Origin of the sequence: Knoellia locipacati, assembly GCF_044791685.1 — a bacterium.
GTDB classification, from domain to species: domain Bacteria; phylum Actinomycetota; class Actinomycetes; order Actinomycetales; family Dermatophilaceae; genus Knoellia; species Knoellia locipacati_A.
Window position 1 is genome coordinate 1,341,917 of sequence record NZ_CP087730.1, and the last position, 26,484, is coordinate 1,368,400.

General features: G+C 67.1%; 22 protein-coding genes. 11 read left to right on the forward strand and 11 right to left on the reverse strand.

What is annotated here, in order from left to right; translation table 11 throughout:
* Positions 1 to 54 precede the first annotated feature (54 nt).
* Genes LL946_RS06305 through LL946_RS06315 form a run of 3 tightly spaced genes read left to right on the forward strand, consistent with a single transcriptional unit; the run spans position 55 to position 2,668 of the window.
* Positions 55 to 1,407, forward strand: a complete 1,353-nt coding sequence (locus tag LL946_RS06305) for a ThiF family adenylyltransferase (RefSeq protein ID WP_404385900.1) — start codon at positions 55 to 57, stop codon at positions 1,405 to 1,407.
* A gap of 41 nt (positions 1,408 to 1,448) precedes the next feature.
* Positions 1,449 to 1,928: a Mov34/MPN/PAD-1 family protein gene (locus LL946_RS06310; protein WP_404385902.1), complete on the forward strand. Its 480-nt coding sequence runs from the start codon at positions 1,449 to 1,451 to the stop codon at positions 1,926 to 1,928.
* Positions 1,925 to 2,668 carry a DUF6602 domain-containing protein gene (locus LL946_RS06315; RefSeq protein ID WP_404385904.1) on the forward strand — a complete coding sequence of 248 codons (744 nt, stop codon included), beginning with the start codon at positions 1,925 to 1,927 and terminating at the stop codon, positions 2,666 to 2,668. The genes LL946_RS06310 and LL946_RS06315 overlap by 4 nt, the downstream gene beginning before the upstream one ends.
* 505 nt (positions 2,669 to 3,173) lie before the next feature.
* Here LL946_RS06315 and LL946_RS06320 read toward each other — a convergent pair.
* The 3 genes from LL946_RS06320 to LL946_RS06330 form a co-directional block, all read right to left on the reverse strand.
* Positions 3,174 to 4,544 (reverse strand): hypothetical protein, encoded by a 1,371-nt coding sequence (locus LL946_RS06320; protein ID WP_404385906.1) that lies wholly within the window; start codon positions 4,542 to 4,544, stop codon positions 3,174 to 3,176.
* Between the two features lie 827 nt (positions 4,545 to 5,371).
* Positions 5,372 to 6,757: a hypothetical protein gene (locus LL946_RS06325; protein WP_404385908.1), complete on the reverse strand. Its 1,386-nt coding sequence runs from the start codon at positions 6,755 to 6,757 to the stop codon at positions 5,372 to 5,374.
* 275 nt (positions 6,758 to 7,032) lie between these two features.
* Positions 7,033 to 7,533 carry a hypothetical protein gene (locus LL946_RS06330; RefSeq protein WP_404385910.1) on the reverse strand — a complete coding sequence of 167 codons (501 nt, stop codon included), beginning with the start codon at positions 7,531 to 7,533 and terminating at the stop codon, positions 7,033 to 7,035.
* A gap of 1,498 nt (positions 7,534 to 9,031) precedes the next feature.
* Here LL946_RS06330 and LL946_RS06335 point away from each other — a divergent pair.
* Entirely contained in the window at positions 9,032 to 9,244 is a 213-nt protein-coding gene (locus LL946_RS06335; RefSeq protein WP_404385912.1) for a hypothetical protein, read from the forward strand.
* A gap of 16 nt (positions 9,245 to 9,260) precedes the next feature.
* A complete protein-coding gene (locus tag LL946_RS06340) occupies positions 9,261 to 9,734 on the forward strand; it encodes a hypothetical protein (RefSeq protein ID WP_404385914.1) in 474 nt (157 codons plus the stop codon).
* Positions 9,735 to 9,768: 34 nt separating this feature from the next.
* On the opposite strand, the gene LL946_RS06345 is transcribed toward LL946_RS06340, so the two are convergent.
* Both LL946_RS06345 and LL946_RS06350 read right to left on the reverse strand, forming a co-directional pair.
* Positions 9,769 to 10,752 (reverse strand): hypothetical protein, encoded by a 984-nt coding sequence (locus tag LL946_RS06345; RefSeq protein WP_404385916.1) that lies wholly within the window; start codon positions 10,750 to 10,752, stop codon positions 9,769 to 9,771.
* A 779-nt stretch (positions 10,753 to 11,531) separates the two neighbouring features.
* A complete protein-coding gene (locus tag LL946_RS06350) occupies positions 11,532 to 12,002 on the reverse strand; it encodes a hypothetical protein (protein WP_404385918.1) in 471 nt (156 codons plus the stop codon).
* A gap of 192 nt (positions 12,003 to 12,194) precedes the next feature.
* Between LL946_RS06350 and LL946_RS06355 the strand changes: the two genes are divergently transcribed.
* Positions 12,195 to 12,368, forward strand: coding sequence for a helix-turn-helix domain-containing protein (locus LL946_RS06355; protein ID WP_404386811.1), 174 nt, complete (start codon positions 12,195 to 12,197; stop codon positions 12,366 to 12,368).
* A gap of 407 nt (positions 12,369 to 12,775) precedes the next feature.
* Here the strand turns inward: LL946_RS06355 and LL946_RS06360 are convergent, their stop codons facing one another.
* From LL946_RS06360 to LL946_RS06370, 3 genes are all read right to left on the reverse strand, one after another.
* Complete coding sequence (locus LL946_RS06360) at positions 12,776 to 13,447, reverse strand: RES family NAD+ phosphorylase (protein ID WP_404385920.1); 672 nt, start codon at positions 13,445 to 13,447, stop codon at positions 12,776 to 12,778.
* Positions 13,444 to 14,193, reverse strand: coding sequence for a hypothetical protein (locus LL946_RS06365; protein WP_404385922.1), 750 nt, complete (start codon positions 14,191 to 14,193; stop codon positions 13,444 to 13,446). Before LL946_RS06365 ends, LL946_RS06360 begins: the two co-directional genes overlap by 4 nt.
* Positions 14,194 to 14,448: 255 nt before the next feature.
* Entirely contained in the window at positions 14,449 to 15,609 is a 1,161-nt protein-coding gene (locus LL946_RS06370) for an LLM class flavin-dependent oxidoreductase (protein WP_404385924.1), read from the reverse strand.
* Positions 15,610 to 15,685: 76 nt separating this feature from the next.
* On the opposite strand from LL946_RS06370, the gene LL946_RS06375 reads away from it, so the two are divergent.
* Entirely contained in the window at positions 15,686 to 16,549 is an 864-nt protein-coding gene (locus tag LL946_RS06375) for an SDR family oxidoreductase (protein ID WP_404385926.1), read from the forward strand.
* Between the two features lie 56 nt (positions 16,550 to 16,605).
* On the opposite strand, the gene LL946_RS06380 is transcribed toward LL946_RS06375, so the two are convergent.
* Together LL946_RS06380 and LL946_RS06385 are read right to left on the reverse strand one after the other, a co-directional pair.
* Entirely contained in the window at positions 16,606 to 17,352 is a 747-nt protein-coding gene (locus LL946_RS06380) for a class F sortase (RefSeq protein ID WP_404385928.1), read from the reverse strand.
* 11 nt (positions 17,353 to 17,363) lie between these two features.
* A complete protein-coding gene (locus LL946_RS06385; RefSeq protein ID WP_404385930.1) occupies positions 17,364 to 18,158 on the reverse strand; it encodes a hypothetical protein in 795 nt (264 codons plus the stop codon).
* 205 nt (positions 18,159 to 18,363) lie between these two features.
* Between LL946_RS06385 and LL946_RS06390 the strand changes: the two genes are divergently transcribed.
* The 3 genes from LL946_RS06390 to LL946_RS06400 all read left to right on the forward strand — a co-directional run bounded on the left by LL946_RS06390 (position 18,364) and on the right by LL946_RS06400 (position 23,604).
* On the forward strand, positions 18,364 to 20,253 hold the full coding sequence (locus LL946_RS06390; protein ID WP_404385932.1) for an HNH endonuclease: 1,890 nt from the start codon (positions 18,364 to 18,366) through the stop codon (positions 20,251 to 20,253).
* 220 nt (positions 20,254 to 20,473) lie between these two features.
* Positions 20,474 to 20,626 carry a hypothetical protein gene (locus LL946_RS06395; RefSeq protein WP_404385934.1) on the forward strand — a complete coding sequence of 51 codons (153 nt, stop codon included), beginning with the start codon at positions 20,474 to 20,476 and terminating at the stop codon, positions 20,624 to 20,626.
* 65 nt (positions 20,627 to 20,691) lie between these two features.
* Entirely contained in the window at positions 20,692 to 23,604 is a 2,913-nt protein-coding gene (locus tag LL946_RS06400; RefSeq protein ID WP_404385936.1) for an AAA family ATPase, read from the forward strand.
* A gap of 8 nt (positions 23,605 to 23,612) precedes the next feature.
* Here the strand turns inward: LL946_RS06400 and LL946_RS06405 are convergent, their stop codons facing one another.
* Positions 23,613 to 25,562, reverse strand: coding sequence for an amino acid transporter (locus LL946_RS06405; RefSeq protein WP_404385938.1), 1,950 nt, complete (start codon positions 25,560 to 25,562; stop codon positions 23,613 to 23,615).
* A 131-nt stretch (positions 25,563 to 25,693) separates the two neighbouring features.
* On the opposite strand from LL946_RS06405, the gene LL946_RS06410 reads away from it, so the two are divergent.
* Positions 25,694 to 26,476 carry a prolipoprotein diacylglyceryl transferase gene (locus tag LL946_RS06410; RefSeq protein ID WP_404385940.1) on the forward strand — a complete coding sequence of 261 codons (783 nt, stop codon included), beginning with the start codon at positions 25,694 to 25,696 and terminating at the stop codon, positions 26,474 to 26,476.
* Positions 26,477 to 26,484 lie beyond the last annotated feature (8 nt).

Genomic DNA, 26,484 nt, shown 5'->3' on the forward strand with positions numbered 1-26,484 from the left:
GCCCTCGCACGAACCTCGTTCATTGAGTCCCTCGAACAGGCCGGACTGCGGTACGTGGACGATGTCACGTACCGCGGCAGGCATGCGGCGAAAACCGGCCCGATTGACTACATCGTGACGCTCGACGCAGCCTTCCCGTTCATGCCGCCGAAGGTTCTGGTTGACCCCGAGGAGTCGGTGCCGTGGAGTTGGCACCGTTACGTGGACGGCTCGATGTGCCTCTACACGGAGGATGACCACGGCAGCACCCCATGGCTCGACGTCGACTCGTTTCTGGTCCAAGTGGAGCACTGGATCGATAACACCATCTCCGGGTGGACGACCGACAACCCCGATATGGACCTAGAGCGCTATTTCACACCGTCAAATCACCGCTTGCTGGTTCTGTACGCAGATCTCGACCGGTACAAGACACCGTTCGTGCTTCTCCGCACCACCGAGTACACGGCCACCGTCGTGGGCGAAGCGAAAGCCCCGCCGAAACACCGACCCCGGCATCGCCTCTACGGCTACATGGTCGATATCGGCACTCCGGATGAGCCGCCCAGAACCTGGGACCAAGTGATGACCTTGGTAGGCCCCAGCGACGACGTCACAAGACTTGTCGCCGAACGGTTAATCGACGTCGTCCTCGTGCGCTACCGCCGGGGAGGCACCGATGGCGTCCTCGCGCTTCGCGTCCGATGGACTGCCGACGGAGTACTCGCTCAGGCAATGCCCGCGGCGCCCAATGACGCGAGTGTCATGGAGATGCGCGCTGGACCACAGCGCGTCCTCTTGGAGTCTGCGCATGTGCACTTGGTAGGTGGCGGCGCGCTTGGTTCATTCATTGCTGACGGCCTGATCCGCGCTGGTCTTGGCCGCCTCACCATCCAAGATCACGACGTTGTCCGCCCCGGCAATCTCGTCCGCCACCTCGTTGGGGCAGAGCAAGTTGGGATGGCCAAAGGTTCTGCGATCAAGGACTACCTCGACAGAACGACGTACTCCCACTGCACCATCGAGGTCTCCTCGACTGCGATGTTGACGCTAGAACAAGCCCTCCACGCGTTGAGGTCCTGCCATCTACTCATCGACGCGACTGCCAACAGCGTTGCCACTAGCGTGCTCGCGCACGCAGCCAGGATCACGGGTACGAGCATTCTGGCTGCGTGCTTGCAGAACGACGGCCAAACCCAGAGAGTCGATGTGATTCCCCCCATGTCGGGCTCGCCCATCCCGCCAACTCTGCAACGCGCGAGTGTTGCCCCTGCCTTGTATGAGGGGGGTTGCGGCAGTCCTGTTTCACCTACCCCGCCGCATGCGGTCATCGAAGCAGCCGCCATGACAGTGGCCCACGCTGTTGGCTTCCTCACCCGCTCCCATGTGTCTACAAACGGTGAACTCCGCGATCGAGCAGCCTTGTGAAGCGATCGCGAGCCCACGCGCGGGTGGTTTGCGCCCCCGCAGTGCTAACTCATGTCGAGGACGCTGCTCGCCAAGCCGCACCCAAGGAGACCGGCGGCATCCTGACAGGCTGGCGAGAAGGCGACAGTGTCGTCGTCCGTCACGCCTTGACGGTGACCGACCCCGAGGCCCAGCACAGTCAATACCAGCGAAACCACGCCGCAGCCGAAACGGCGTTATCCGCCCACCTACGCGAGATGTCCGATGAGCGACTCGGGTATGTCGGTGAATGGCATACCCACCCCCTCCCGCAGGACCCGAGTGGGAAGGACTGGGCGAGCGTGCGCCGTATCGCATCCGTTGCAGGCGGGTCAGTCGCGCTCATAGTTGCGGCCCTGGACCCAGGGACGCTTCACGTCCGGACCCATGCGGGCATCGGTCGACGGAACCGCCTCGGAAGAGCCATCACCCAGAAGGCCACAGTGAACCTTCTCGAGATGCCGACTTCCAGTCCGATCCCCGATAACAGGAGCGATGCATGAGCGACTTTGATCTGCGTAAGGCATTCCTTGCCCGACAAAGGGCGCTGATAGCCGACCTCGGCATCACGGGTGACTTCACAGACCACGGCACCACGATCGGGGACGCAAGCGAGGCGGACTGGCTATCCATGCTGCGCGACTTCCTCCCCGCCCGATACGGCGTTGGGGCCGTAACCGTCGTTGACAGCGCTGGAAGGAAGAGCCACCAGATCGACCTTGCGATTTGGGACCAGCAGTACTCGCCCAATTGGTTCACGACGTCGGACGGCGACCGGTTCATACCTGCTGAGAGCGTCTACGCCGTCTTCGAGGTCAAGCCGGAGATCGACAAGGAGTACGTCGAGTACGCAGGCCTCAAGATCGCGAGCGTGCGGGACTTGGTCCGCGTGCCCGCGCCGATCCACCACCTCGGGGGTCGATCTACGCCACCGGATCTCGATTCGAAACCCATCTTGGGCGGCATCGTTGCGTTGAGGTCCGGATGGAAGACGACCCTGGCGGGCCCGGCCGGAAAGAAGGCGATTCACAGCCAAACGGGCAACCGACGTATCGATCTCGGCATCGCGCTAGATGACTTGTCGTTCGACCACAACCTCGCTGGGCAGATCGAGTACAGCCCGGCGGGCACGCAGTTGATCTTCTTCGCCATCCGACTGTTTCAACGCCTCCAACCGCTCGCGACTGCGTTCTCGCCAGACATGACGGCGTACGAAAAGGCGCTCGACGAGTCTCAGCGCTAAGAAGGGGCCGTGCTCTGCGACTCTGGCCCAGCGCGGCCATCGAGTGGCAGTGGTCAACGGGGTCGACATCAGATGTGAGAGGAGGCTTGTCAGTTCCCGTCACTTGGGACTCGCGGCTGGCCGCGGCGGTCCGATAGTCGGGTTGGGGCTGGGGGATTTGGCCGAGAGGACTGCAAGCGTCGGAGTGTCTCTTTTTGTTCTTCAACGATGAGGAGGAGGCGAACGATGACCTCGCTGAGTTCGCGTACGGCACCGTGTGGGTCGGCTTCGATCGGATCCTCGGGCTCCTCCTCTCGGGTGACCTGAGTACGATCCGCGAATGCGGCTCGTCCCGCGCTCAGCATGTTTGCGGCCGTCGTGTCGTTCTCGATGACCCGGTAGTACGTGGCGCTAGATACGCCTGAAGCCGCAATGATCTCCGCTGCCGAGGGTTGTTGCTCGGTTGCCTCACGGAAACAGTCGATGATCGCGGCGCGCACCCGATCTACGTTGGCTGCGAGGGCCATCAGGGAGCGTCTCCGAGCATGCGCTCTAGGGATCGCATGCGTTGCCGCAGTACGACCTTCTGCCCACTCGGAAGGCGGGGCATGGACAGAATTTCTTCGACCTCGTCACGCAGGTCCGCGTATACCGCTTGTTGCTCTCCATCGAGTACCACGTTCGAACAGGCCTCCGGCTGACAGCGGGCGAGTACCGGTCCATCGGTGCCGCCACAAAGGGATTTGGATGCGTCGTAGTAGCAGTGATTGGTGACGCCGAGATATAGCGACTCTGAAACGGAACGGGCAAACGCCAACAGGACCGGGCTGTCCGCGACGATGCCTCGAAACTGCGCGAGTACCGGCTGTTCGGTTACCGGGGGGGAGATCTGCTCATCGTCCAGGAGTGCGGTAAAGGCAGTTTCGATCTTGGGTCCGGCGAGTCCGGCGAGCGTCCGGTCGCCCGCCCAGACCCCAGCAAGTACCTCCAAGACGCGACTGTTCGCTTCTGCGGCGTCAGCAACGACAAGATGATCACGCCATGAGTCAGTCTCGCCATTCGCCATGTAACTCCATGTCTGTTGGATACGTGCGTGCTGCAGTTGCTGGTTGAGCGCCGCATCACCAAGCGTGGAGAAGTTGGCGATCGACGACAGAGTGAGGCGGAGGCGGTGGGGCGTGATCGTTTCACCGTCATCGGACGAAAGGTTTCCGTAGGCGAACGCGGCAGGGATCCCAAAGCCGATGCGCAGGGCGGGATTCGTGTCGATGTGGGCGAGGAAGCGCTGAATGGACGTGTGCACGAGAGTGCGCGACTCGTCCACCACGCCCTTAGGCCCTTGCCTGCCGACGGTTCGCTCATGACGTACCTCGCCAGTGGCGAGCATGTAGGTCGCCCCGGCTGCGGCTGTGTTGGCGAGAATCTCGCAGGCTTGGGTGACCGCCGGAACAGCCCACCACTTCTTGTTGTCTCCTGCGGCAGTCTTGACCGACGGCGCTTCGATAGCCGCTGACCCGTGCCAAGTTGTTCGCCAGCCTTGGGTGGGCAACAAAGCGACCTCACCATCCCGCATTCCGGTGAACCCGGTGATGATCACGGCGCACGCGTCACGCAAGGCGGTCAACTCCATCTCAATGCTCGACCAGCACCACGGGTCGCGCCAAGGACCCCTTTCGCCGCCAGGGAGGTTGATGTTGCTGACCCTGAGGGGTAGCAGGCCGGGGATCAACGTCGTTCCCTCGCGAGCACGCCTGCGCAGGTAGTCCTTGGCCGACTGCAGATTCTTCAGGGTTGGGTGATCAATCAACGCGGCGATGGATGTGAACGCGATCTCGCCCCGAACCGCTCCTGATACCGAGACGGTGTATGCCGGTATTCCCCTCTGCTGTTCGATCATCTGAGCGAGTTCCCAAATGACTGGCCCACGGACCCCATGACTCAGGCCGGGATGGCCCTTGGGTAGGCGTCTGGGCCTGGTCGCGAAGTCTCCCTGCTCCCAACGATCCTCGATCGCGCGCTTCCATCGCGCAGCAGCGAGGATGTCGGCTGCAACCTCTAGGTAAGTGAGTGCGGCTCTCATCAGAGCGAAGTAGACATCTGGCCGAATTGCCGTCCCCTTTATGTCCTCTTGCGGGGATCGGGCGCCGGACCACTCGTAGATGGTCTGCCCCTGTAGAGGGTCGAAATCGAGGCCCCCCAAGGTGAGCCGTTCTCGAAGGCGAAAGAGAGCGCCGACCACGTTTGCCAGAGCAGCATCTCTCACGTGCTGTCGGCACCAGTCCGACAGGCGCTCGGTGTCTTCTAGACGCCAAGACGTTGGAAGGCCGATACCGAGTTCACCCGAAGCAGTGATGATGGACTGGAGCCCGCGGTAGACACCAGCGAGCGTGGCGGCTGCGGGCTGTTCCCGCTGATTGCGCCGAGTGGATCCCGGCTCCAGCACTTCCCTCAGGGCCTCCTTGCCCGCTGCACGCCAATACAAGATTTCGCGACCGTAGAGCGCCCACTCAGGAGACCACTCGGTGAAGTCAAGCGTTCGTCGTTGCCTGGGGAAAGGGTCCAGACCAGTGATCTGCCAGCGGAGATCCCCAAATCTTGGAACCGGAGATTCCGCCGTACTCCACGCGTGCACTTTGAATGGTGGCGCATCATCCGATACGAAGGCGGATGGCAGGCGTGTTCTCGCGGGACCGATCAAAGGGCCGCTCGCGGCCGGCCATTCCGTCACGGGTTCCCCCCGCTTGGGCCGACCCCTAGATCCGGAGGGGGGCCTAGCAACTGCTCGTAGTTCGGGGCAAGGGGCTCAAGCACCTCAAGCGCGGAATGAATGAAGGCCACCGTGCCGCTCCATAGCGCCTCCCACTCGATCGGTGACATGGCCAAGCGCCGCTTCCCGGCGAGGTCGAGCATTTGTCGCAGCCTGGTGACATGTCGAGGTGTCACGACGGCGTTGGGGCACTCGAAGCAAGCCCGGAAAGCCAGCCCGCAGGGGTGCCCTCGCCTCTGACCCGGCTGGGGTGAATCAAGCGGGTCCAGACACGCCACGAGTCCCGCCTCTAGATCACCGTCGAGGGCGCTTCGCGCTGTCGTCGCGTCAAGTCCGGACGCAAGGGACCCGGCTTCTTCAGTCACGATGTGAGGTCGCCAACCGCGGATCAGCCCCTCCGCTCGTCCCGCAATTTCCTTGTGCCAGATCTGAGCGAGTTCACGCATAAGGCGTGCGTTGCGCGTGTAGCGGCGCTGAAAGACCTCCGCGGTATGGCCATCCACGATGTCCGCAACGTGCAACCCCGACGTGTCGGTCAGAGACATTCGGACAGCCTTGGCGGCAGGGCGTATCGCTCGGAACGTAACTCTTTCACCAACGGCTTCTGGCGTCGCTATGCCATGAAGCGTGAGCCATCTTCGAAACTGGCCGTGGCCGTCGAACGTCCGGACAAGCCAGCCCCCCTCAACCGGGAGCCGGTCGCCAAAACCTGAAGGACTGTCCACCACCGCCAGCCAAGGACATCCAGATGTAAAGTCATTGTCTGCCCTGTCCCCCACTTCGCGAGCGCTTCGAGTGAAGGTCTCAAGGCATCGCAGCAACGTGCCTGGAGACCACGGACCATCCGCTCGGTATAGGCGCTGCTGGGAGGCCCCGCCACGTGCCTTGAGCCAAATCGTCTCGACGAACGTTCCGTCGCCCGCGCTCCAATCAAGCACCGTGGTCGGCGAGTCGGGCCTGAATTGGAGGGCCTTAAGAACGTCCATGGACCAATCGAGTTCCCACAGCAGAAGAACGAAGAGAGACACACTCTCCCCCCAAGCCATGTGACCTGGCCTCCCTTCGAGCCGCCGCCTTGCGCGGGCCACATCCCCTTTAGCGGCCCGCAGGACCTTCCTCATCACGTCGTCAGACAACGCCTCCGTGGGAAGAGATTCACGGCCACGCACGTTCGGCGCGTGTCGAACGAACCGGGCCGTGTCCTCTCTGAGATCACTCTTCACCCGCCTGAGCACCATCCAAGTCGCGGCGAGGTACCTGAAGCCCAGTGAGGGGTGTCGTCGTGAGACCCACACCTCGAAGTTCCGAAGCGCCTCCGGCGACAGTTCTTGGAGACTGGTCACCCGAATCTCTTGTAGGTATGGGAGGAAGCATCTCGTCAATGCTGTGTGGATCGTTCCTGCGGTAGCGAGGGATACGGTCCGGGACCGGCGCTCCCATTCGGCCCCTAAAACGCGGGCTGCATCGGCACACGCGAAGTCGGTCGGGTTGATGCTGAGTCGTTGGGCTGACTGGGCTGGGTGCGCCTTGACCACCACAAACTCACCCACGCGACTGGTCTTGAGGTGTTGCGCCGAGCCGAGATCGCGACGAATTGGCACTCCTGGCCGCCGACGAGTCACGCTGAGACCTTGGCGTCCAGAAACGCATCGGTCCATGACGAGTACGCCAGTTGCGCCAACGGGTCGTCTTCGGCAACCTCAGTGAGGTAGACGAGGGTCGTCGTGATGCTGGAGTGACCAAGCATTTGCCTGACTTCGATGAGCGGGTTCATCAGGTACCGGCGGAGTCGGCGCACGTCCGTTGGCTCGACGTCGAGAACTTCCTTCATCGCGGCCAAGCAAGCGCGCAGGTGTTCAACCGCGAAGGTGTGGCGAAGGGTGTGAGGTGTGATGCGGACCGGCATGGCCTTGCCGGATTTGGTGCATAGGTATCGAACCCGCTTGTCCGCGTTCTTGAGGATTTTGGTCCAGGTGTTCGGCGCTAACCCCGGACGCTTCGTCCCCGGAAAGACGGTGAGCGGGACGAGCCACCCATCCTCCGTCGGTAGGCCGAGTTTCGCCGCGAGCCGGTGGTCAGCGACCAGACGCATCCGCATCGAGCGGGTGAGGCTCTCCAACGGCCGCCATCCACCGTCGATCGGATCCGACCCCCGTCGAAGTCATCGGCTATAACCAGACTGTGTCTCTTGCGACGCAGAGCCTTTTGAGAGCGCTCAACCTGGCTGCGCCACTCCCCGAGGTGGTAGCGCTCTAGTCGTTGGAGCCAGAGAGCGGGGACCTTGGTCTTGCGTCCCCTGTGGTTCTTGCATATCTCGGCTGGAAGCACCAGAGGGTACGAAGCCCTTCCCACATCTCGCTGGAGCGGAAGGTCCACTAAAAGCAGATGGGCGGCCTCGATACGCCTACATCCCGACACGAGGAGTAGATCTGCGAACAGGCCGTCTCGCTCGCCCGTGGTAACTGTGAACAGGGGATCAAGCGCGCCTTCAAGAGTAAGGCCGCGCAAACCCACGTCCCGGAAGCGCCGAAACTCCTCCAGAGGTGCCCCTCTACGTCTGTGCGGACGCGAACGGTCACGGAGTTCACGTGACCATTGCTCGGCTTCCACCGCTCGTCCGATCTCGCGAAGCACGCGCACCAACGAAGCCACATTCTTGTTCCATGTGGAACCGCTAATGCCGTCGACCTCGCGCCGTTCCTCCCGATAGTCCAGTAGGTCATCTAGCGTGCACGTGCTCAAGTTGACGCCATTTGCACCAGCCCAGTCGAGGAAGATTCGCAAGTCGCCCCCGTAGGTCAACTGGGTGTCGATGGGCCTTGAACCGATGCTTCTGAGCATCCTGTTCCCGGCATCCCACGGCACGCCCCCGTAGTCCAGCAGTCTTGGGCGAGGATCCCGGGTCTCATGCTCACCAGCGATCTCCACCAAACGCGCGGCTGTTTCTTGGCCTAGGGCCGCGACGAGCACCTGCGTCAGTCGGGTAGGCCCTACGCGAGCGATGAAGCGAGGCCGGACGATGGGCACCGGTGCGGCCCGATGCGCCGGCGGGCTCTCCAGGCTCGTCACCGGGCTCTCGGCTTCATCAGACCGTTGGCAGGTTCGCTCATCGAATGTCCCCCGCCCCGTCGCCATGCAGAGGCGGCAGATGGTGGCGGGGCCGGGAAGCGGGGCAGCCGTGCGACGCACATGGCCCGCACGATAGTCCGGATCCGCCCCGGAGTCACGTGCTTGACAGTGAGTATGCCTGTGCGACAACGGAATTGGCGCTTGCTGACCGTGGAGGACTGGCCTACGCTGCCTCTACCTTCACTCGCCACCAACGGAAGAGATCGAACACTGAGGTCCGGTCGCCGCCAACAAGTGCCCTCCGGATCTGCTGAGCGTCCAAGGAGGCGCGAGGGATCGAACGCAGGTGAACTCCGAGGATCACGCACACACGGTTCGGGCGTCAGCAGCACGTTCGTGACTCGCTACTACTGACCATCCCAGAGAGGTCTCCGATGCACAGTCCACCAAGTAGGGACCTAGAGGTTGAGGCGGTCCTCCACGTCTTGACTGGGATCTTCAAGGGCGACGCGCGAGTGTGGCGACACGTCGACCTCGCCGATCGATCGGTGTACTTCGACCAGATCTTGGCCAACGGCACGTTCTCGACCCAAGAACGCCACCTGCTCACGGCTGCGGCATCCATCTGGCGCGGACGTGGGTACGAAGTCGATCTTGGCGCGATGACACACGGCATGGACGACCGATTCCTCAGCGCTCTCCTGAGCGCCATGCGTTCGGCTCGCGGTGGCTCGTTGCCAGGCGAGCGGTCATTTACCTGATAGGACGAGACCGGACATGTCCAAGACAGTCGCGTTGTCCGAGCGGAGAACGGGAGTACTGATCTCGTTCGTGCGTCACGAGGCGGACCTGAGTAACCCGAAATGCGAGCATGCACTCGTCTTCGTACCGTGGAACATCGTTGAAGAACTCCTCGAAGCGGTAAGCCCACGCAGCGCTCACCGGAGAGGTCAGGCGAGAGGGCGAACGATCGTCGGAGTTCGTGCGGCCATCTCGGCCCTGCGATGGGAGTGGGTTGCCGACGACAACGGTCGGTCGCTTGACGATGCCTTCGAGCCCGTCGCGACCGCGTTCGAGACCGGCAGCATGTTCATCGTCAATGGGCCACTACCTGGGGCGTCCGAAGCGGACGTCACTTTCGTCCTCAACGGGCCGCGCGCAGGAGATGGCCTGATGGTGGTCCTCAGCGCAGCGGAGGTCCAGGACTTCATGCTGTCCCTGACAGCGTTGTGGTCCGACCACACTGGATAGACCCAAAGGCAACCTCTACAGGGCTCAGTCACTCCTAGGCAAGATCGTCGGCGGTTACGCGCACGAGGGCGGGGCGTCCCGCCTTGAGCAGATCGCGGGCGGATGGCGCCAGTGCAGGCTCTTCCTCAACCAGACGAATCAGGTCGAACAGAGCACGCGTGTCGACGACTGTGCCCCCGGAGTTGGCGAACGTCTCGACGACGACTGGCTTGTTCTGGAATGGCGACTCACGTGTGCTTGGGTCCAAGCCACGTTGGTGATTGGTGACGAACCATCGAGCACTCGGGGCACGCCCTTCGTCCAGGATGAACCGTTCGATCCATCGACCGAAGTTCTGGACCTCGGTCTCTCTGGCGCCATTCTTGGCCCCCTTCACCTCAACGATGGCGACCCAGTCCGGGTCCGCATCATCAAAAATCCGCAGGTCTTCCCGCCGGTCGCCCTCGCCCCAATGCTCGTCCATATCGACAACATGAAAGCCGAGGTGAGCAAAGGCGCTTCCAACGGCACTAGCGAGCGCCTCTCCGTCTTGTGTCAGCAGCGCCCGCTGGTAGGCGTCGGCTTCCCGCTGTGCGACGGAGGCTCGATCGTCCAGAATCGCGAGTTGCTGTTCGTGTTCCACTTGGCGAACCCGGAATGCCTCGGTCGCCTTCTCTCGTTGCGCGGCGATGGCCCTTTCTGCGGCAGATTGCCAGTCCGGGGTGTCATGCCATTCCGGCAGTAGCGGGAATCGATCCGGATACAGGCTGTGCCATTCCTTCAGTGCCTCTAGCACCCAGGGGTACATGTCTGGAAGGTCGTTGGGGAGCAACCACACAGAGGAGAGGTCGTTTCGCTGGTATGAGCCAGCCAGCACGATGTCATCGGGGCCGAGAAGGAACGGCCGGATAGGCAGATGCTCATCGCGCCTGACGGGGCTGTCTTCCCGCGTCACGCGGCGGAAGGACAGATGCGTCTGCCGTAGGCGCGCTACAGGTAGTAGTTCACGACCGATGACGGAGCCGAGCGTTTCAGGCAAGCCGAGTACCTGGCGGATGTGCCGACCGACCCTGTCTGACTCTCGGACGATGGCCGCCTCTGGCAAGTCCGGGCTGCTCGCCGACTCCTCTGGTACAGCGTCCAAGATTCGCCAAGGCCCTGATCCGACGACGCAAACGACCGACAAAGTCTTTGGGTAACGCTGTGACCACGAGTACAGCAACGAAGGCTCTTCCCCCCGATACTCGGGCTGCTTCTTCGCCTTGTTCACGCTCGTCGGGGGCTCAACTGTGACTAGGCAGTCCCACTCGCGCAGGTTGTAGTCGCTTAGGGATCCCGCAACAGCCACTGTGGGCACCGTCGCGCGCAGGCGATCCGCAAGCGCCTCAGGGTCGAAGTCGCCACGTTCGAACCCGCCGCCCACCCCACCTCGCAACGACGGGTGATAACGCCTCGGGTCCTCGATGAGGACACGCGGGCCCGGCAACTTGGTGAGCGCCTGTCCAAAAGTCACGGCGCTTGATGGCCCAGTCCGTCCCTGCCCTGACACCTTGCTCGTCCCCTAGCCATCGTCGACGCAGTCTCCGCGCCTCTGTCATGTTCAACAGGCGGCGCCCCGGAGCGCAGGTTACTACTGGCCCACTTCCGCGAGAGTCTCGTCCACTCGCACCCGCCGACGGTTGTCACGTTGGCTCGACCGGAATGCACCTCACCCCGCCTCGGGCCCACTCCGAGGTGAACGATGTCGTCCTACTGACCGGCTGATTTGGGCTCAGCGAGTCCAGACCTCTGGATGTTGACGCTTGAGCCGTTCGACGGTTAGCCACTACCGCCATGCCGAAGCGGGGGCACTGCGTACGCGCGCTGGAAGTCAAGCCATGCGCGTCTCGTGGGCAACTCCTCGATCCAGGCGCCCACGGGAAGAAGAAGGCGTATCTCACGGGATGGCGACGCGGCTTCCTGAACGGCCTCAATGGCATTCCGTGTGAGAGCCACAAGATCGCCACGCACCACTAGCGTCGCCGCGGCGTCCAACCACGGATCGCCGAGGGCCACCCTCGTCAACTGCAGCGCTGTCTTGTCACGACCGCTCAACACCCGGCCGCTCTTTCGGCGCGGCTCGAACAGGGTCGCGGCGGACTCCAGCGCCGCGGCAACCTTCAACACGACGACGTCTCCTTGGAAGAGTCCTTCGCGGTGGAGGTAACCGCGTTCCGCCAGACCCTTCGCGACACCCTCAGGAACCCTCGCCTCTGTGTACACCTGTCTGAACGACCACTCGCCGTCCAAGGGCCGCTCAGCAGCGCGAGCCACAACAACGCCCGTCCCCCAAGGAGACCCCGTGCGAGCGATATGCACAGTTGTTCATGGCTACATGATGCCCAATCTGATGCGGTTGGTGCCATGCCCGCCGCTGGAAACACCGACGAAGTTCTGCGGGATCTCGGCAAGAACATTCGGCGGCTGCGAGAGCGGTCGGGCATGACAGTCGAGCAACTAGCGACCAAGTCCGGCATCAGTTGGCGTGGACTCATGTACCTGGAGCATGGGGAGCGCAACCCTCGCCTACTCACACTCGTCGACCTCGCCTCCGCCTTGGAAGTGGAGGTCGCGTCAATCCTGCCCACAACGACGCGATCAGGCAGTGACGGCTAGATACCTCACATGAGAGCAGGCAGGCTTGGGCCTGGTTGCGGGGCGATGGCCGTGGGAACGAAGCCCCGAGCCGTGCTTGCGGCTGCACCAGGCTGCTGTGGCTGAACGTGGAGCACACGACTGACCGAGACGTTGGGCTGAGGTTGAGGACGACAAGTAACGGTCCGCGCCGGTCGGCTAGCGATATTTGCTGGGGTCCGTTAACTAACGCTACGCACTCGGTCCTCACGACCGAGCGAGCAACGGCTGCGGCGGTAGGTCGCGATTAGGGGTCCCCGCGGGACTTCGGGTGCGCCGCATCGCAAGGGCGCGCGCGCAAAGTGCAAGGACGCAAAGGTCACACTCGGTGATATATGAATCGAGGAGGACCTCGACATGCCTTGCGCCGCCGAGGAGGCGGCGTGTGTTCACGCCGTGAGGGTGACGCGTATCTGGTCGCACACCTCGGCGAGCCAGTCACGGTCGGCGGCGAGGGCGAAGACGCGGCTCGCATTCTCGATGACGAGGTCCCCGTCGTCGAACCGGTCACCGAACAGCAGCAGGCACGCTTCGGTGTTGCGCGGGCGGCTCATCCAGATGAGTCCGTCGAGGTCGGGGTGCTGGGTGTGGATCTTCTCGGCCCAGCGCACGGTGCGCTGGTAGACCTGCGTGAACGGTTCGGTGTCGGTCAGGTAGCGGGCGGTGACGCCGAGCGCGGCCAAGCCGGGTCCGCGCAGGCTGGCCAGGCGCAGGTCACGGGTGGGGGTGAGTCGGGCCAGCGCTCGCCGGGCGTACTCGGCGCGGGTGATCCGGCCACCGGTGACGGCGTTGCGCAGAATCGTCTCGGCCACGGCCGTCTCCTGGCTCTCTCCGGCATACAGGACCGGGACGTAGGGGGCGCCGAAGTCGGAGAAGCGGTAGGTGCGCGGCGGTGCGCCCGGTGGTGGAGCCCAGAACCCAGCCCCGGCGCCGTCGGGGCGTACCTCGTAGCAGGTGTGCAGGCTGGTCCCGGCGGGCCAGGACTCGACGAGCGGGGTGATGGGGTCCGGCGGGTCGGGCACGAACCGCGCTTCGGTGTCCGGGTCGGGGGTGGCCTTCATCCGGCGGCGGTGACGGTCGCGGCCGCCAGGACCCGCTGCGGGTCGCTGTGCAGGATCTCGGCCGGGACGGCGCCGTCGGCGGTGCCTTGCGGGGAGGTGAACCACAGCGCGATCGAGTCATCGTCCCATCCGCTGGTGCGCAGCAGGGCGAGGATGTCGGGCAGGACGGTTGAGGGGGCGCCGGTGGACGGGTTGACCTGGTAGCCGGGGAAGACGAGGCGGTTGCTGCGGGTGACGGCCAGGAGTTTGCCGTTGCGGACCTGGGCGGTGGCCCAGTCGTGCGGGTTCTTGTTGGTGTTGCCGACGGCGCGGGCGATCTCGGCGCTGCTCCACGTGCCCCACTGGTCGGCGAGGTCGCGCCAGGCCTTGTCGTGGGCGTTGAGGGCGCGCAGGGTCGTGTGCGAGACGGGTTCGTCGAGATCGGCGAGCAGGTCGGCGATGCGCTCTTCGGCGTTCTGCTCGCCCAGGTAGCGGGCGAGGATGTGTTCGACAAGGGCGCCGTAGACGCGCGGGTCGTCGCCGGTGTGTGCGGAGGAGTCGTCCTTGACCGAGACGACGTAGGTCAAAGGGTCCGCGTGGCGGCCCGGCGTGCCTTTGACGAAGTCGATCTTGTCAACGTTCGTCTGGGAGGCCATGACCTTGGTGAACTTGTCCCGGACCTCGGGGTCGATGGCGACGACGTGGATCGTGCGCAAGGCCTTAAAGCGGTGGCTAGTGCTGCCCTTGGTGTGACTCTTGGGGTTCATGGCGTCCTGACGCTGGGGTAGGGCTCGCGACCGGCGATAGCGAGGTTCCAGAGGACTCAGTCTTCTCCTCGGATTTCTCGGCGTCAAGACCCGGGGGAAGTGTCTGCCGATTTCTCTCGCTCGGAGAGGTTCGTATTGACGCCGCACTCCGTCACCAGCGGCTGGTCCACCTGAGAGATTCTCGTCGGAATCGGACACCTCGGCTCAGGGGCTTTGACCCTGTCCGGCGATCACGTTGGGTAGGCAAATTGAGACCTACGAGGGTGAGAGAGAGTGGTGTCGCCACAGAATCAACCGCATCGTCATCGTGTTGATGACCGAGCGCGCCGAGCCGACGGTCGTGTGTCCCTCACGCACCTGGCGGACGATGTCGCGGACCTGGTCGAGCTCGGCCCGCAGGTGGTCGTGGACCTCGACGAGGTGCGCGGGGACCGCCAGCTGCTGCGGCGTGAATCGTGAGTCTTCCTGTGTCGCAACGGTTTTGCGATCGGCATCGTCGCCCGAAGGGCTGGCCGGTGGAGCCTGATCTCGCGGGCCACCCTCACGCTCGGCGGCGACGAGCTCGCGGGTCAGCGGGACGACCTCCTCGGCGAACCGGCGCAGGAAGTCGGGGTCGTGGGTGCCGACGATGAAGGTGCTCATGCCGATGCCGACGGCGAGGTCGGTGAGCTGCTCGGCCCAGTTGGCCGGGGTGCCGCGCAGCAGGCCGGATCCGGTGCCGAACTTCCCGAAGATGTTGTAGATCCGGCGGATGTCCCGGGGCGCGCGCCCGGCCGACGCGGCGGCGTCGTCGAGGCGAGCACTGAGGTCCGTCAGGGCATGAGGGTCGGCATAGCCCATGCTCGGCACCCACCCGTCCGCGAGCTGACCGGTGAGGCGCACCATCCGCGGCTTGTAGGCACCCAGCCAGATCGGGATGTCGTGGGCCGGACGCGGGCCCGGCCTGAGCCCGTGGTTGGAGTAGTGCTCTCCGCGCAGGCGACCTGGCTCCCCCGCCCAGAACGAGCGGAGGATCGTGATGGCCTCGACGAGGGCGTCGACGGACTCCTTGGGCGACTTGCGCCCACCACCGGCCGCCTCGATGCCGTCCCAGAAGGCGCCCGCCCCGAGGCCCAGCTCGACCCGCCCGCCGGTGAGGACGTCGAGGGTCGCCGCAGCCTTGGCGAGTGCGACCGGGGGGCGCAGCGGGACGTTGGCGACGTTGGTCGAGAGTCGGACCTGCACGGTCCGCGCACCGATCGCCGACAGGAGCGTCCACGTGTCGAGGTGGGCCGGTTGGTAGGGGTGGTCCTGGATGCTCACGTGGTCGAGGCCGAGGACGTCGGCGAGCTGGGCGAGCTCGAGCACGTCGTGGTGGCGCGACGCGTCAGGGGTCGGGAAGACGCCGAACTCGAGGTCGAGACCGTAGTCGGGCATGCGTGCAGTCTCGCATTCGGGCAGGTCAGGGGGCAGGGTGGAGCTGGACTGCCACCCACCTCAGGAGGACGACCCGATGTCACGCGCCAAGCTCACCCAGATCCCCGCCCAGTCCCAGGAGTGGCCGGGCACGACCGACGACCTGAGCCCCGCACCCGACCACGGCGAGACCTCGTGGACGGGCCGCGGCCGGCTCGAGGGCAAGCGCGTGCTCGTCACCGGAGGCGACTCCGGCATCGGCCGGGCGGTCGCCATCACGATGGCCAAGGAGGGCGCCAGCATCGCGATCGCCCACCTCGCGGCCGAGCAGGCGGACGCCGAGGACACGGCACGGGCCGTCGAGGAGTCCGGTGGCACGGCATACCTGTTCGTCACCGACCTCACGGAGCTCGCGGCCAACCAGCAGCTCGCCACGGACGCCGTCGCGGCCCTCGGCGGGCTGGACGTCCTCGTCTGCAACGCGGCGTACCAGATGACGTTCGACGACCTCGAGGCCTTCCCGCCGGAGCAGATCCAGCGAACGTTCGCGACCAACGTCTTCTCGACGTTCTGGCTCGTGCAGTCCCTCGCGGGTGAGCTCGAGAAGACCTCGGGCAACGTCCTCGTCACGACGTCGATCCAGGCCTACGAGCCCTCCGGTCACCTCCTCGACTACGCCGCCACCAAGGCCGCGCTCAACAACCTCGTGGTCAACCTCGCCGGGGAGCTCGGCCCACGGGGCATCCGCGTCAATGCCGTCGCGCCCGGACCGATCTGGACGCCGCTCATCCCCGCAACCATGGCCGAGGAGAAGGTCAAGGGCTTCGGGTCGGACACGCCGCTGGGGCGAGCCGGTCACCCGGTCGAGGTGGCGGCGGCGTTCGTCTTCCTGGCCTCCGATGAGGCGAGCTACGTCTCCGGCACCGTGGTCGGCGTGACGGGCGGCAAGCCGGTCTTCTAGCCGGTCCGGCGAGCCGGTCTGGCGAGCCGGTCAGGCGAGCCGGTCAGGCGAGCCGGTCAGGCGACGAGGTCGGCGTAGACGACGACGTTGTCGACGTGGCTGCCGGTCTCGCCGTCGAGGACTCCACCGCAGGTGATGAGGCGCAGGGCGGCGTGGTCCACCGATCCGTAGACCTTCTCGGTCGGGAAGTCCGCCTTGGGGTACTGCCCGACCGACGTCACCGCGAAGGTTGCGGTCGACCCGTCCTCACGAGTCACCTCGATCCGGTCACCCCTGGCCATCCCACTGAGCTCGAAGAACACGGCCGGCTTGCTCCGGTGGGTGACGTGGGCGGCGATGACCGCCGGGCCCAGCTCCCCCGGCGTCGGGCTGCTGGTGAACCAGCCCGCGTCGGTGCCGTTGTCGGGCACCTCCATCCGACCGTCCTTCTTGAGGCTGAGGTCGATGACGGGGGCGCTCTTGCCCTGTCCGGGCAGGGTCACGGTCGTGGGGCGCGACCGGGCCAGGAGCGGTCCCTTGGGCGTCCGGTATGCCGTGTCCCCCGCCGGCGCGGTGCCGCCGTGGCCCGCGTGCGGGTCCGCGGTCACGCCGGGCGTCGTGGACGGCGATGGCGAGGTGGACCCGGTGGGGTCCGCGCCGCCGTGACCGCTGTGGTCCGACGCATCGGTGACGGCCTTGGGCGGCGCTCCGACCTGTTGCGAGAGGGCGTACCCGGTCGCAGCCACGCCGAGGACACCGAAGGCCATGGCCGCCGCAGCCGACACCGTGAGGCGCCGGCTGCGGCTGGTCCTGTCAGAGGACATGACGTTGCCGATCAGCCACGGTCCGTGGCGAGCCGGCGACGGTAGAGCAGCGCTCCACCGGCCACGGCGAAGGCAGCACCGGCGAACCCGAAGGTGCCGGCTCCCTCGATGCCATCGGTCGTGCCGTCACCGGTGTCGACCCCACCGGAGGGCATCTCGCCGGCGGACGCGCCGGTCACGGTGCCGCAGGTGGCCGGGTTCGTGGCCTCCTCGGGGATGCCGTTGACACCCAGGGACTTGGCGAAGGTCGACTCACCCAGGGCCTCGAGGTCGTACTTGTCGTTGCCGTTGGCGTCGAGACCGTGCTGGACGATGTGCAGGTTCTTGAGCTTGGCACCGGCACCGGCCGGCAGCTCGATGGTGCGGGTGTACGAGAGGTTTCCGTCGGCGTCAGCCTTCGGCATCCGGTCGATCGCCAGCCCGCTCTTGGGACTCGTGTCGCCCGCCGTTGTGAGAGAGAGGATGACGTCGCCGTACATCGGCAGGCCCTCCTCGGTGTTGACCTGGCCGTCGCCGTCCTTGTCGGCCGAGGAGTCCGGGCAGGTGAACTTCTTGTCCTCGCTGAATGACCCGTGGAAGTGCTGGGCGTGCGGTGAGTTGGGCGTGAAGCCTTCGCCGGTGATCTTGATGGCGAGGCTGTCGCCGTCAACGGTGAGCTGGGCTGTCGAGCTCGACCCGCTGTCGTTGCCTGAGGTGTCCGTGAGCTCCATCGTGTAGGACTCCTCGGCGCTGGCGCCAGTTGCTCCCGCCAGGATGAGGAAGGCCGCGCCCGGGAGGGCCAGGGCTGTCTTGGTGAACGTACGCATCGTTGCGACTCCTTCGTCGGTTCGGACCGATGGTTCGATCCGTTCGAGGTGCACTGGGGGTTCGCCACCACCCCGATAACGGATTGGTGCCATTTCACGAACGCCTCCCGGTAGGCCAGACACTCGGCGCAATGACGCTGTGCCACAGCGATATTGGCACTGTGGAAAACTTTCATTCGAACGTGTGTTCGGCTATGATGGGGTGATGGAAGCCGCCTCTGCGACCGCAGCCCTCGAGGGCCGGTATGCCGTGCTGCGGGAGTGCGCTGCGGACCTCACCTCGGACGAGCTGCTCGACGTCATCGAGGAGGCGCAGCGGGAGAAGGACGCGGCGTCGGCACGTCAGGCAGTGGCGTTGGCGCACCTGTCGGCGCGTGAGCCGCACCTGCAGGAGGACGGCACAATGGTGGAGGTGCACCACGGGTTGGGGCACCAGCGGTTGGACGCGCCGGAGCTGGCCGCGCCCCGGTTGGGGGTGTCGGTGCACGTCGCCACCAGGAGGGTGACGGCGGCGGGCGACCAGATGACCCGGACCCCGGCGGTGGTCGACGCGATGGCTGTGGGTGTGCTCGATGAGCAGCGGGCGGCGGTGGTGACCGAGGAGACCGAGTTCCTCTCCCCCGAGTCCGCGGGCAAGGTCGTGGCCCTGGTCGCGGACCGGTGGGCCGGGTTGACGACCGGTCCGTTGCGGCGGCTGCTGGCGCGCACCGCGGCGCAGGTCGACCCGGAGGCGGTCGCGGCGCACGCCGATGACGAGCGGGAGCGGCGCGGGCTGACCCGGCGGCTGGGGGTGCACGGCACCGACCACTGGCGCGGGGACTTCCGGGTCGAGCAGTCCCGGGTTGCGTGGGCCGCGGTCACCGAACGCGCCCGCGAGCTCGTCCGGGACGGGCACGCCGACACCCTGGAGAAGGCCCGCGCGGACGCGATGATGGAGCTCATCCTCGAGCACTGCGACGTGCGCGTCGTCGTTCACACCACCCGCGCCGCCGACGCCCCCGCTGACTCGACACCCGACGATGACCTCAGGGGTGCTGCGCGCGCCGCGGACACCAGCCCCGGTGACCGCATTGTCCAGGACCCGACCAAGGACCACACGTCCGCCACCGCCGATCCGGCCCCTGACTTCAGCGCAGAGCCCACACGCGCCGCCGGCGGTGATCCGCCTACCGGTGACGCCGCCCCTTTACCGCCATCGGATCCCACCCTGCACGACAGCGACGACACCCCCGATGACCCGGCCGAGGACCGCGCCGCCGAGGCGCCCGCCAGCAGGCTGGTCGAGGTCGGTGGGCTCGGAGCGCCCGGGACGACGTTCGTGCCCCGCGCCTGGCTCGACGACGCAGACACCAGCACGACGGACCCGGAGCGGGAGCTGACCTGCGACCCCGACACCGGCGCCCTGCTGGCCGGGGACGTCCCCGAAGCCTTCGCGTCCGGACGGACCCGCCGCCCACGCTCCCGACCTCACCCCGAGGACCCCACCACGACCTACCGCATCCCGACCGAGATGGCCCGCCTCGTCCGCCTCCGCGACGGCTCCTGCCGCTTCCCCGGCTGCGCCACCCCCGCCCGACAGTGCGACCTCGACCACGTCCGCCCCTGGCCGACCGGGCCCACCGCACCGACCAACCTCATCGCCCTGTGCCGGCGCCACCACCGCATCAAGCAACGCCCCGGCTGGACCCTGCGACTGCACCCCGACGCCCGCGTCACCTGGCACGACCCCACCGGGCGCGCCCACACCACCTGGCCCGTCGACCACCTCCACCTCGCCACCCCCAACCCCGGCCCCACGGGCACCGCCTCGGCGGCGGCGACGACCCGAAGTGACCTCGACCTGCCCACCACCTTCGAGGACGAGCTCCACGACCTCCTCGAGCTCCACGCCATCCCACCCCGACGCACCCGCCCCACCGTCTGGAACGCCCGCGGCCAGCTCCTCTCCGGACCACCACCACGCACCGACCACCACACCGGCCGCATCCGCCACCGCGACACCGGACGCCACACCCTCGTCGTCCTCGACCTCGCGCACCGACCTCCACCACCGCCGCCAGGCGGCTCGCGCCACCCCGACACCATCCCCTTCTGACCGACATCGGGTGAGGTCACGCCGTGTGCGGTCGCCCCGGGTGAGGACGCACGCGGAGGTGGGCGGACGGCATACGGGCACTCCGTCTGAGGTAGGGAACGAGACCGGCCTGAGGTAGCAGCCGCGCGCGAAATACGGCGTCTGCCCGATGTGAGCGGCTACCTCACCCGACGACTGTTGAGGAGTCAGCAACAGCACAGGTCGGAAAGGACCAGCAGCCATGAACACCTCGTTCCTCACCCCCGAAGCCGTCCGGGCCGAGATGCACGCCCGCTACGGACAGTTCCCCGAGACGCAGGAGCGTCCCGGATCCTCGCTCCACGTGATCCGCCGCGTGCGGGCACGCGTCACCGCTTCGCGCCGCACCCGCTGAGCGGCGTGGTCACAGGAGCAGGGCTCGCCCACGCGGAGTCGGTGGAGTCGTCGATACTTCGACTCATGACTCCTCCCGTGCGTGAGCTCGTCGGGCGCGACGCCGACCTCACCAGGCTCGCCGAGATCATCGGTCTCGACGACCCGCGTGGGGTCGGCATCGTCGTGTCCGGGGATGCCGGGATCGGCAAGTCCAGCCTGCTCGCGCGCTTCTCCGCGGACGCCGAGGCCGCCGACTGGAGCATCGCCTGGGGCCACTGCGTCGGGCAGTCCGGCAGCGGTGTCGCCTACCTCCCCTTCACCGAGCTCCTCGCCCGCCTCGACCTCCTCGAGCCCGATGTCGTCGAGCAGGTCGTCGCGAGCCGACCCGCCCTCGCAGTGCTGCTCCCGGGCCGCCGTGGGGCAGCAGCCTCGACCCACTCCCCCGGCCAGGTGGCCGAGGCCGTCCATGCCGTACTCACCGCCGTGGGCGAGCGATCACCCCTGCTCGTCGTGCTCGAGGACGCCCACTGGGCCGACCCGTCGTCGCGCGACCTCATGACCCTGTTGCTGACCCGCGGGTTCGCCTCGCCCGTCGCGCTCGTCGTGACCTACCGCTCCGACGACCTGCACCGCCGCCACCCCTTGCACGAGACCCTCGCCGTCTGGGCACGCATCGCCGGCGTCGAGCACGTCGACCTGCAACCGCTGGGCGACAGCGCCATTCGCGACATCGTCACGGCCGCCGGTTCCCGCGAGCTGGGCGAACGCACCACGCAGGAGATCACCAAGCGCGCCGAGGGCAACCCCTTCTTCGCCGAGGAGCTCGCCGCGAGCACCGTTGCCGGGCAACCCATCTCGGGCGGCCTCAGCCGTGTCCTGTGGGCCCGCGTCGACCAGCTCTCCACCCCTGCCCAAGAGGTGGTGCGGACGATGGCCATCGGAGGCCGGACCATCAGCCACGACCTCCTCGTCCGGCTCGTCGACCTCACCGAGGCCGAGCTCGATGCGGCCATCGCCGAAGCCGTCGAGCGCCACGTCCTCGAGACCCGCTGGCCCCCGGCCTACGCCTTCCGGCACGCGCTCCTCGCCGAGACGACCACGAGCGACCTCCTCCCCGGCCAACGGATCCGGCTCCACCGCGCGTATGCCGGTGCGCTGGCTTCCGATCCGAGCCTCGGCTCCCCGGCTGAGCTGGCGCGTCACGCCGCCGCCTCGGGCGACCTCGTGACGGCCGTGGGCGCCGCCCGTGAAGCGGCTCGGGCCGACCTCGCCGTCGGTGGACCGGTCAACGCGCTGCAGCACCTCGAGGAGGCCCTCGGCTGGATGCCCGAGGACGACGACGAGCGCGATGAGGTGAGCCTCGAGGCCTCCGACGCGGCCCTCACCGCGGGTGACGTCGTGCGTGCGGTGCAGCTGCTCCGCGACCGGATCGAGCACCCGGGTCCCCGCCAGTCGCCGGCGACCCGGGCGCGGCTGCTCGCCACCTGCGCCAACCGGTGCCGCCTCGTCGACCTCGTCTTCGCCGAGACCGCCCTCGACATGACGACCGAGGCGATGTCCATCGACCCGAGCAACGACAGCGCGGACCACCTGTTCGTCCTGACCGCGCACATGCAGCAGCTCGTCGACACCCGCCAGTACACCGACGCCGCGGCACTCGGCGAGGAGGCGACAGCCCTGGCCCAGCGCCTCGACCTCCCCGGCGCGCTGGCCGAGATCCGCACGGTGATGTCGCGCGTCATCGAGGTCCACGACGACCTCGACGCGCTCGAGCGGCACATCGACGGCCTGCTCGCCGACGTCGGTGACCGTCGCGACCCGCTGCGGGTCCGCATCCACCACCAGGCGGCGACGATGCACCACCGTCGAGGACGGCTCGGGCAGGCCCTGGAGTCCTACGACCGTGGCGCCGCCCTGGCCAACGAGCTGCACATCGACTGGGCCCCGTTCGCCCTGGAGTCACGCCTCATCGGTGGGCTCACGGCATACGAGCTGGGCGACTGGGAGGGCGCACGCAGGCGGCTGCACGTCACCGACCCGCTGCTCCCCCAGCCCGGTCGCTCGTTCTTCGATGCGGCCCTCATGGGGGTGCGCGTGGGGCAGGGCGAGAACATCGACGAGGACGAGATCTCGGCCGTCCGGGAGTGGTGGCACGTCGACGGCTTCGGGGTGGTGCAGCTCGTGATGCCTGCGGTGGACCACTACGGCCACCGCGGCGACCTCGCCCGCGCGCTCGACATCGCCGAGGACGCCGTCGACACACTGGACCGCACCTGGGGCCGCTATCACGCTGTCGTCCGCCTCGCCGCGCTCGTGGCCGGGCAGGCCGCGACCAACGCCCCGCACACCGACGCCACCGTGCTGCGCCGGGCCCGGGCGGACCTCGAGTCGCTGACCGCCAAGGTCGACGCCATTGTCCGCGAGCCCCAGCCAGGGGTGCGCGAACCGACGACGGAGGCCGTCGAGGAGACCAACACCGAGACGTGGGCCTGGAACGTCAGGCTGCGGGCCGAGCTGCTGCGCCTCGACTGGCACGCGGGCCAGGGGTCGCCTCCCGACCCCACCACCATGGTCGACGCCTGGCGTGCCTCCGTCGAGGCGTTCGAGCGCTACGGCCATGCCTACGAGACCGCACGGTCGCGGGCCCGCTGGGCTGCGGCACTCAAGGCGTCGGGCGACGCGGCCGGTGCCCGCCACGAGGCGCACCTCGCTCGCGAGGTCGCGACCCGGTTGGGGGCGGCACCGCTGCTGCGCGAGCTCGACGACCTCGTCGCCACACCGTCGAGCGGGCCTGACTCCCCGGACGCCCTCACCCCGCGCGAGCAGGAGGTGCTCGAACTCGTGGCCAAGGGGCTGAGCAACGGCCAGGTCGGCGCGCAACTGTTCATCTCGACCAAGACCGCGAGCGTCCACGTCTCGCGGATCCTCGCCAAGCTCGGCGCCGCCTCCCGCACCGAGGCCGCAGCCCTCGCCCGCGAGCGGGGCCTCGTGCCCTGAGCCCTGCGTCAGCCGCCCACGTGCACCCGTGGACGCAGCAGCTCCTCGGGCTCGGCGCGGCGCAGGATCTCGTGGGTCAGCGGGGGAACGTCACCCTCCCCTGCGAGCAGGAATCGGAGGACGTTGGCGCCGGGCGCCCGCTCGCTCCACTCGAAGTAGGCGTGCGGCGGCACCCCCGTCCGGTCCCTGATGTCCAGCAGGAACGCGGCCAGCACGTTGGGGACCGACGTGCCGGTCGCACGCAGGATCTCGTGACGGCCAACCCGGACCGCGCGCACCGACACGGGTGAGTCGAAGTCGCTCGCATCGGTGATCTCGACCTCGATGAAGAGGGCCTTCTGCCACCCCTTGAGGTGGTTGTCGACGCGGACCTCGAGGTCCTTCTCGTCGTACTCGGCGTGGTCGCCCTCGTTGAGCTTGTTGGCGATGAAGCGGAGCGGGTTGCGTCCGTCGGTCGTGCGCCCGATGAGTGCGGTCGCACCCTCGTCGTAGACGACGTCGCGCACGCGCAGCTCGGTGCTCCGGGAGATCCGGGAGGCCACCGACACGGCGAGGATCATCGCGATGAAGAGCAGGGCGATGATGAGGCCTTCAGGGCGCTCGACGACGGTGACGACGAACGTGTAGACGAAGATCGCGCTGACGACGGCGAAGAATGCTGCTGCTCCACGGTGCCCCCGGCGGAGCTCGGTGAGGAACACCGCGATCGCCGCCGAGGTCATGAGCGCGAGGACGCCGGTGGCGTAGGCGCCCGCCTGCTCGTCGACGTCCGCCCGGAAGGCGATCGTCACCAAGGCAGCGATGCCCGAAAGCACGAGGACCAGGGGCCGGGTCGAGCTCGCCCAGTCCGGCGCCATGCCGTACCTCGGGAGGTAGCGCGGGACGATGTTGAGCAGCCCGGCCATGGCGCTCGCACCGGCGAACCAGAGGATCCCGATCGTCGCGGCGTCGTATGCCGTGCCGAACCCGTCCCCGAACATCTCGTGGGCGAGGAAGGCCAGTGCCCGACCGTTGGCCTCGCCACCGGGCTGGAAAGCCTCCGCCGGGATGAGCATCGTCGTCACGAGCGAGGACCCGACCAGCAGCACGCTCATGATGAGCGCCGCCGTCGTGAGCAGCTTCTTGGCATTGCGGATCCGGCCGAGCGGTGCCTCAGGGGTGTCCGTCGGGTCGCCCTTGACGAGTGGCATGACCACGACACCTGTCTCGAAGCCTGACAGTCCAAGTGCCAGGGCCGGGAAGACCAGCAGGGACGCGGCGATGATGCCGAAGGGCATCGAGTGGTCCACCGTCATGTGGTCGGTCCAGTCGCCGACGACGGTGGGGTGCGTGACCACCTCGTAGACCCCGCGGGCCAGGACGACCGCGCTCAGCCCGAGATAGGCGACGACGAGGACGACGGCCACCCCGATGGCCTCCTTGAAGCCCTTGAGGAAGACCGCCGCCAGCGCCGCGACGAGGGCCAGGGTGATCACCACCTCCTGGCCGTGGAGCGCCGCCTTGACGAAGGGGTTCTCGGTGATGTGCGCGGCGGCGTCAGCAGCCGAGAGTGTGATCGTGACGATGAACCCTGTCGCCACGAAGCCGAGGAGAGAGAGCACGAGGAGCTTGCTGGGCCAGTACGACAGCAGCCGCTGCAGCATCGAGAGGCTGCCGTCGCCGTGGGGACTCTCGACCGCGACGCGTCGGTACATCGGCAGCGCCGCGAAGAGCGTGACGAGGACGAGCACGAGGGTCGCGACCGGGGCCAGCGCGCCGGCGGCGAGCGCGGCGATTCCCGGCTGGTAGCCCAGCGTCGAGAAGTAGTCGACGCCCGTGAGGCACATGACCCGCCACCACGGCTGGACGTGGTGCTTCTCGAGTGCCTCGCGCTCGCCCTCGTAGTAACCACCCGGGTCCGAGTCCTCGACCTCGAGCAGCCAGTTCCTCAGCGATCGCCGCGGCGAGTTCGTCGTCACTGCCCGCACGCTAGCTGCCTTCCACGCAATCCCGGACATCTTGACGCGATCTTGACGTCCGGTCGCGCCCGCCTCGTGGCCTGAGTGGCGATACTCGGGCGCGACGTGGATTCGGGTGGGAGGGTGTCAACGTGATTCCCCGCCTCGGCCCGGTCCCGACCCACGAGCTGTTCGTGGCGCTCGGTGTCCTCGCCGCCGCAGCGGTCTTCGTCCTCGAGGTACGACGCCGCGGTCACCGGGACGAGCGCCTGCTCCACGTCGTGCTGGGAGCGGTCGTCGGTGGTGCGATCTTCATGCGGATGGGGACGTGGCTCCAGCACGTCGACCTCCGCGAGAACGCCTCCGTCATGGAGCAGTGGCTCCACGGCAACCGCTCCATCCTCGGGGGGCTCGTCGGCGCCTGGCTCGGTGTCCACGTCGCCAAGCGCCTCACCGGCTACCGGCTCCGCACCGGCGACCTCTTCGCCCCCGCCGTCGCGCTCGGGATGGCGGTGGGTCGCATCGGCTGCCTGCTCACCGAGAAGCCCGGCACCCCGACCGGCCACGGCTGGGGCATCACCCTCGACACCGCGCAGGCCGCCCGCACCGACAGCGTCGCCGGGGTGCCGCTGCACCCGTCCTTCGTCTACGAGATCGCCTTCCACGCCGCGGCGTTCGCAGTGCTGTGGCTCTGGCTGCGCCACCGCGACAACCCTCCGGGAGAGACGTTCGTCTGGTACGTCGCGGCATACGGGGTCTTCCGGTTCGTCGTCGAGGCGGTGCGCGGCAACGAGGTCGCGTGGCTCGGGCTCACCCGGCCGCAGCTCTTCCTCGCCGTGACCGTTCCGCTCCTGCTGGCTCGCATCGCGTGGCGCTGGCGGTCCGGCGCGTATGAACCCACCCGTCCCGACCAGTCCGTGGAGGTGAGCGCGTGAGCGCACCA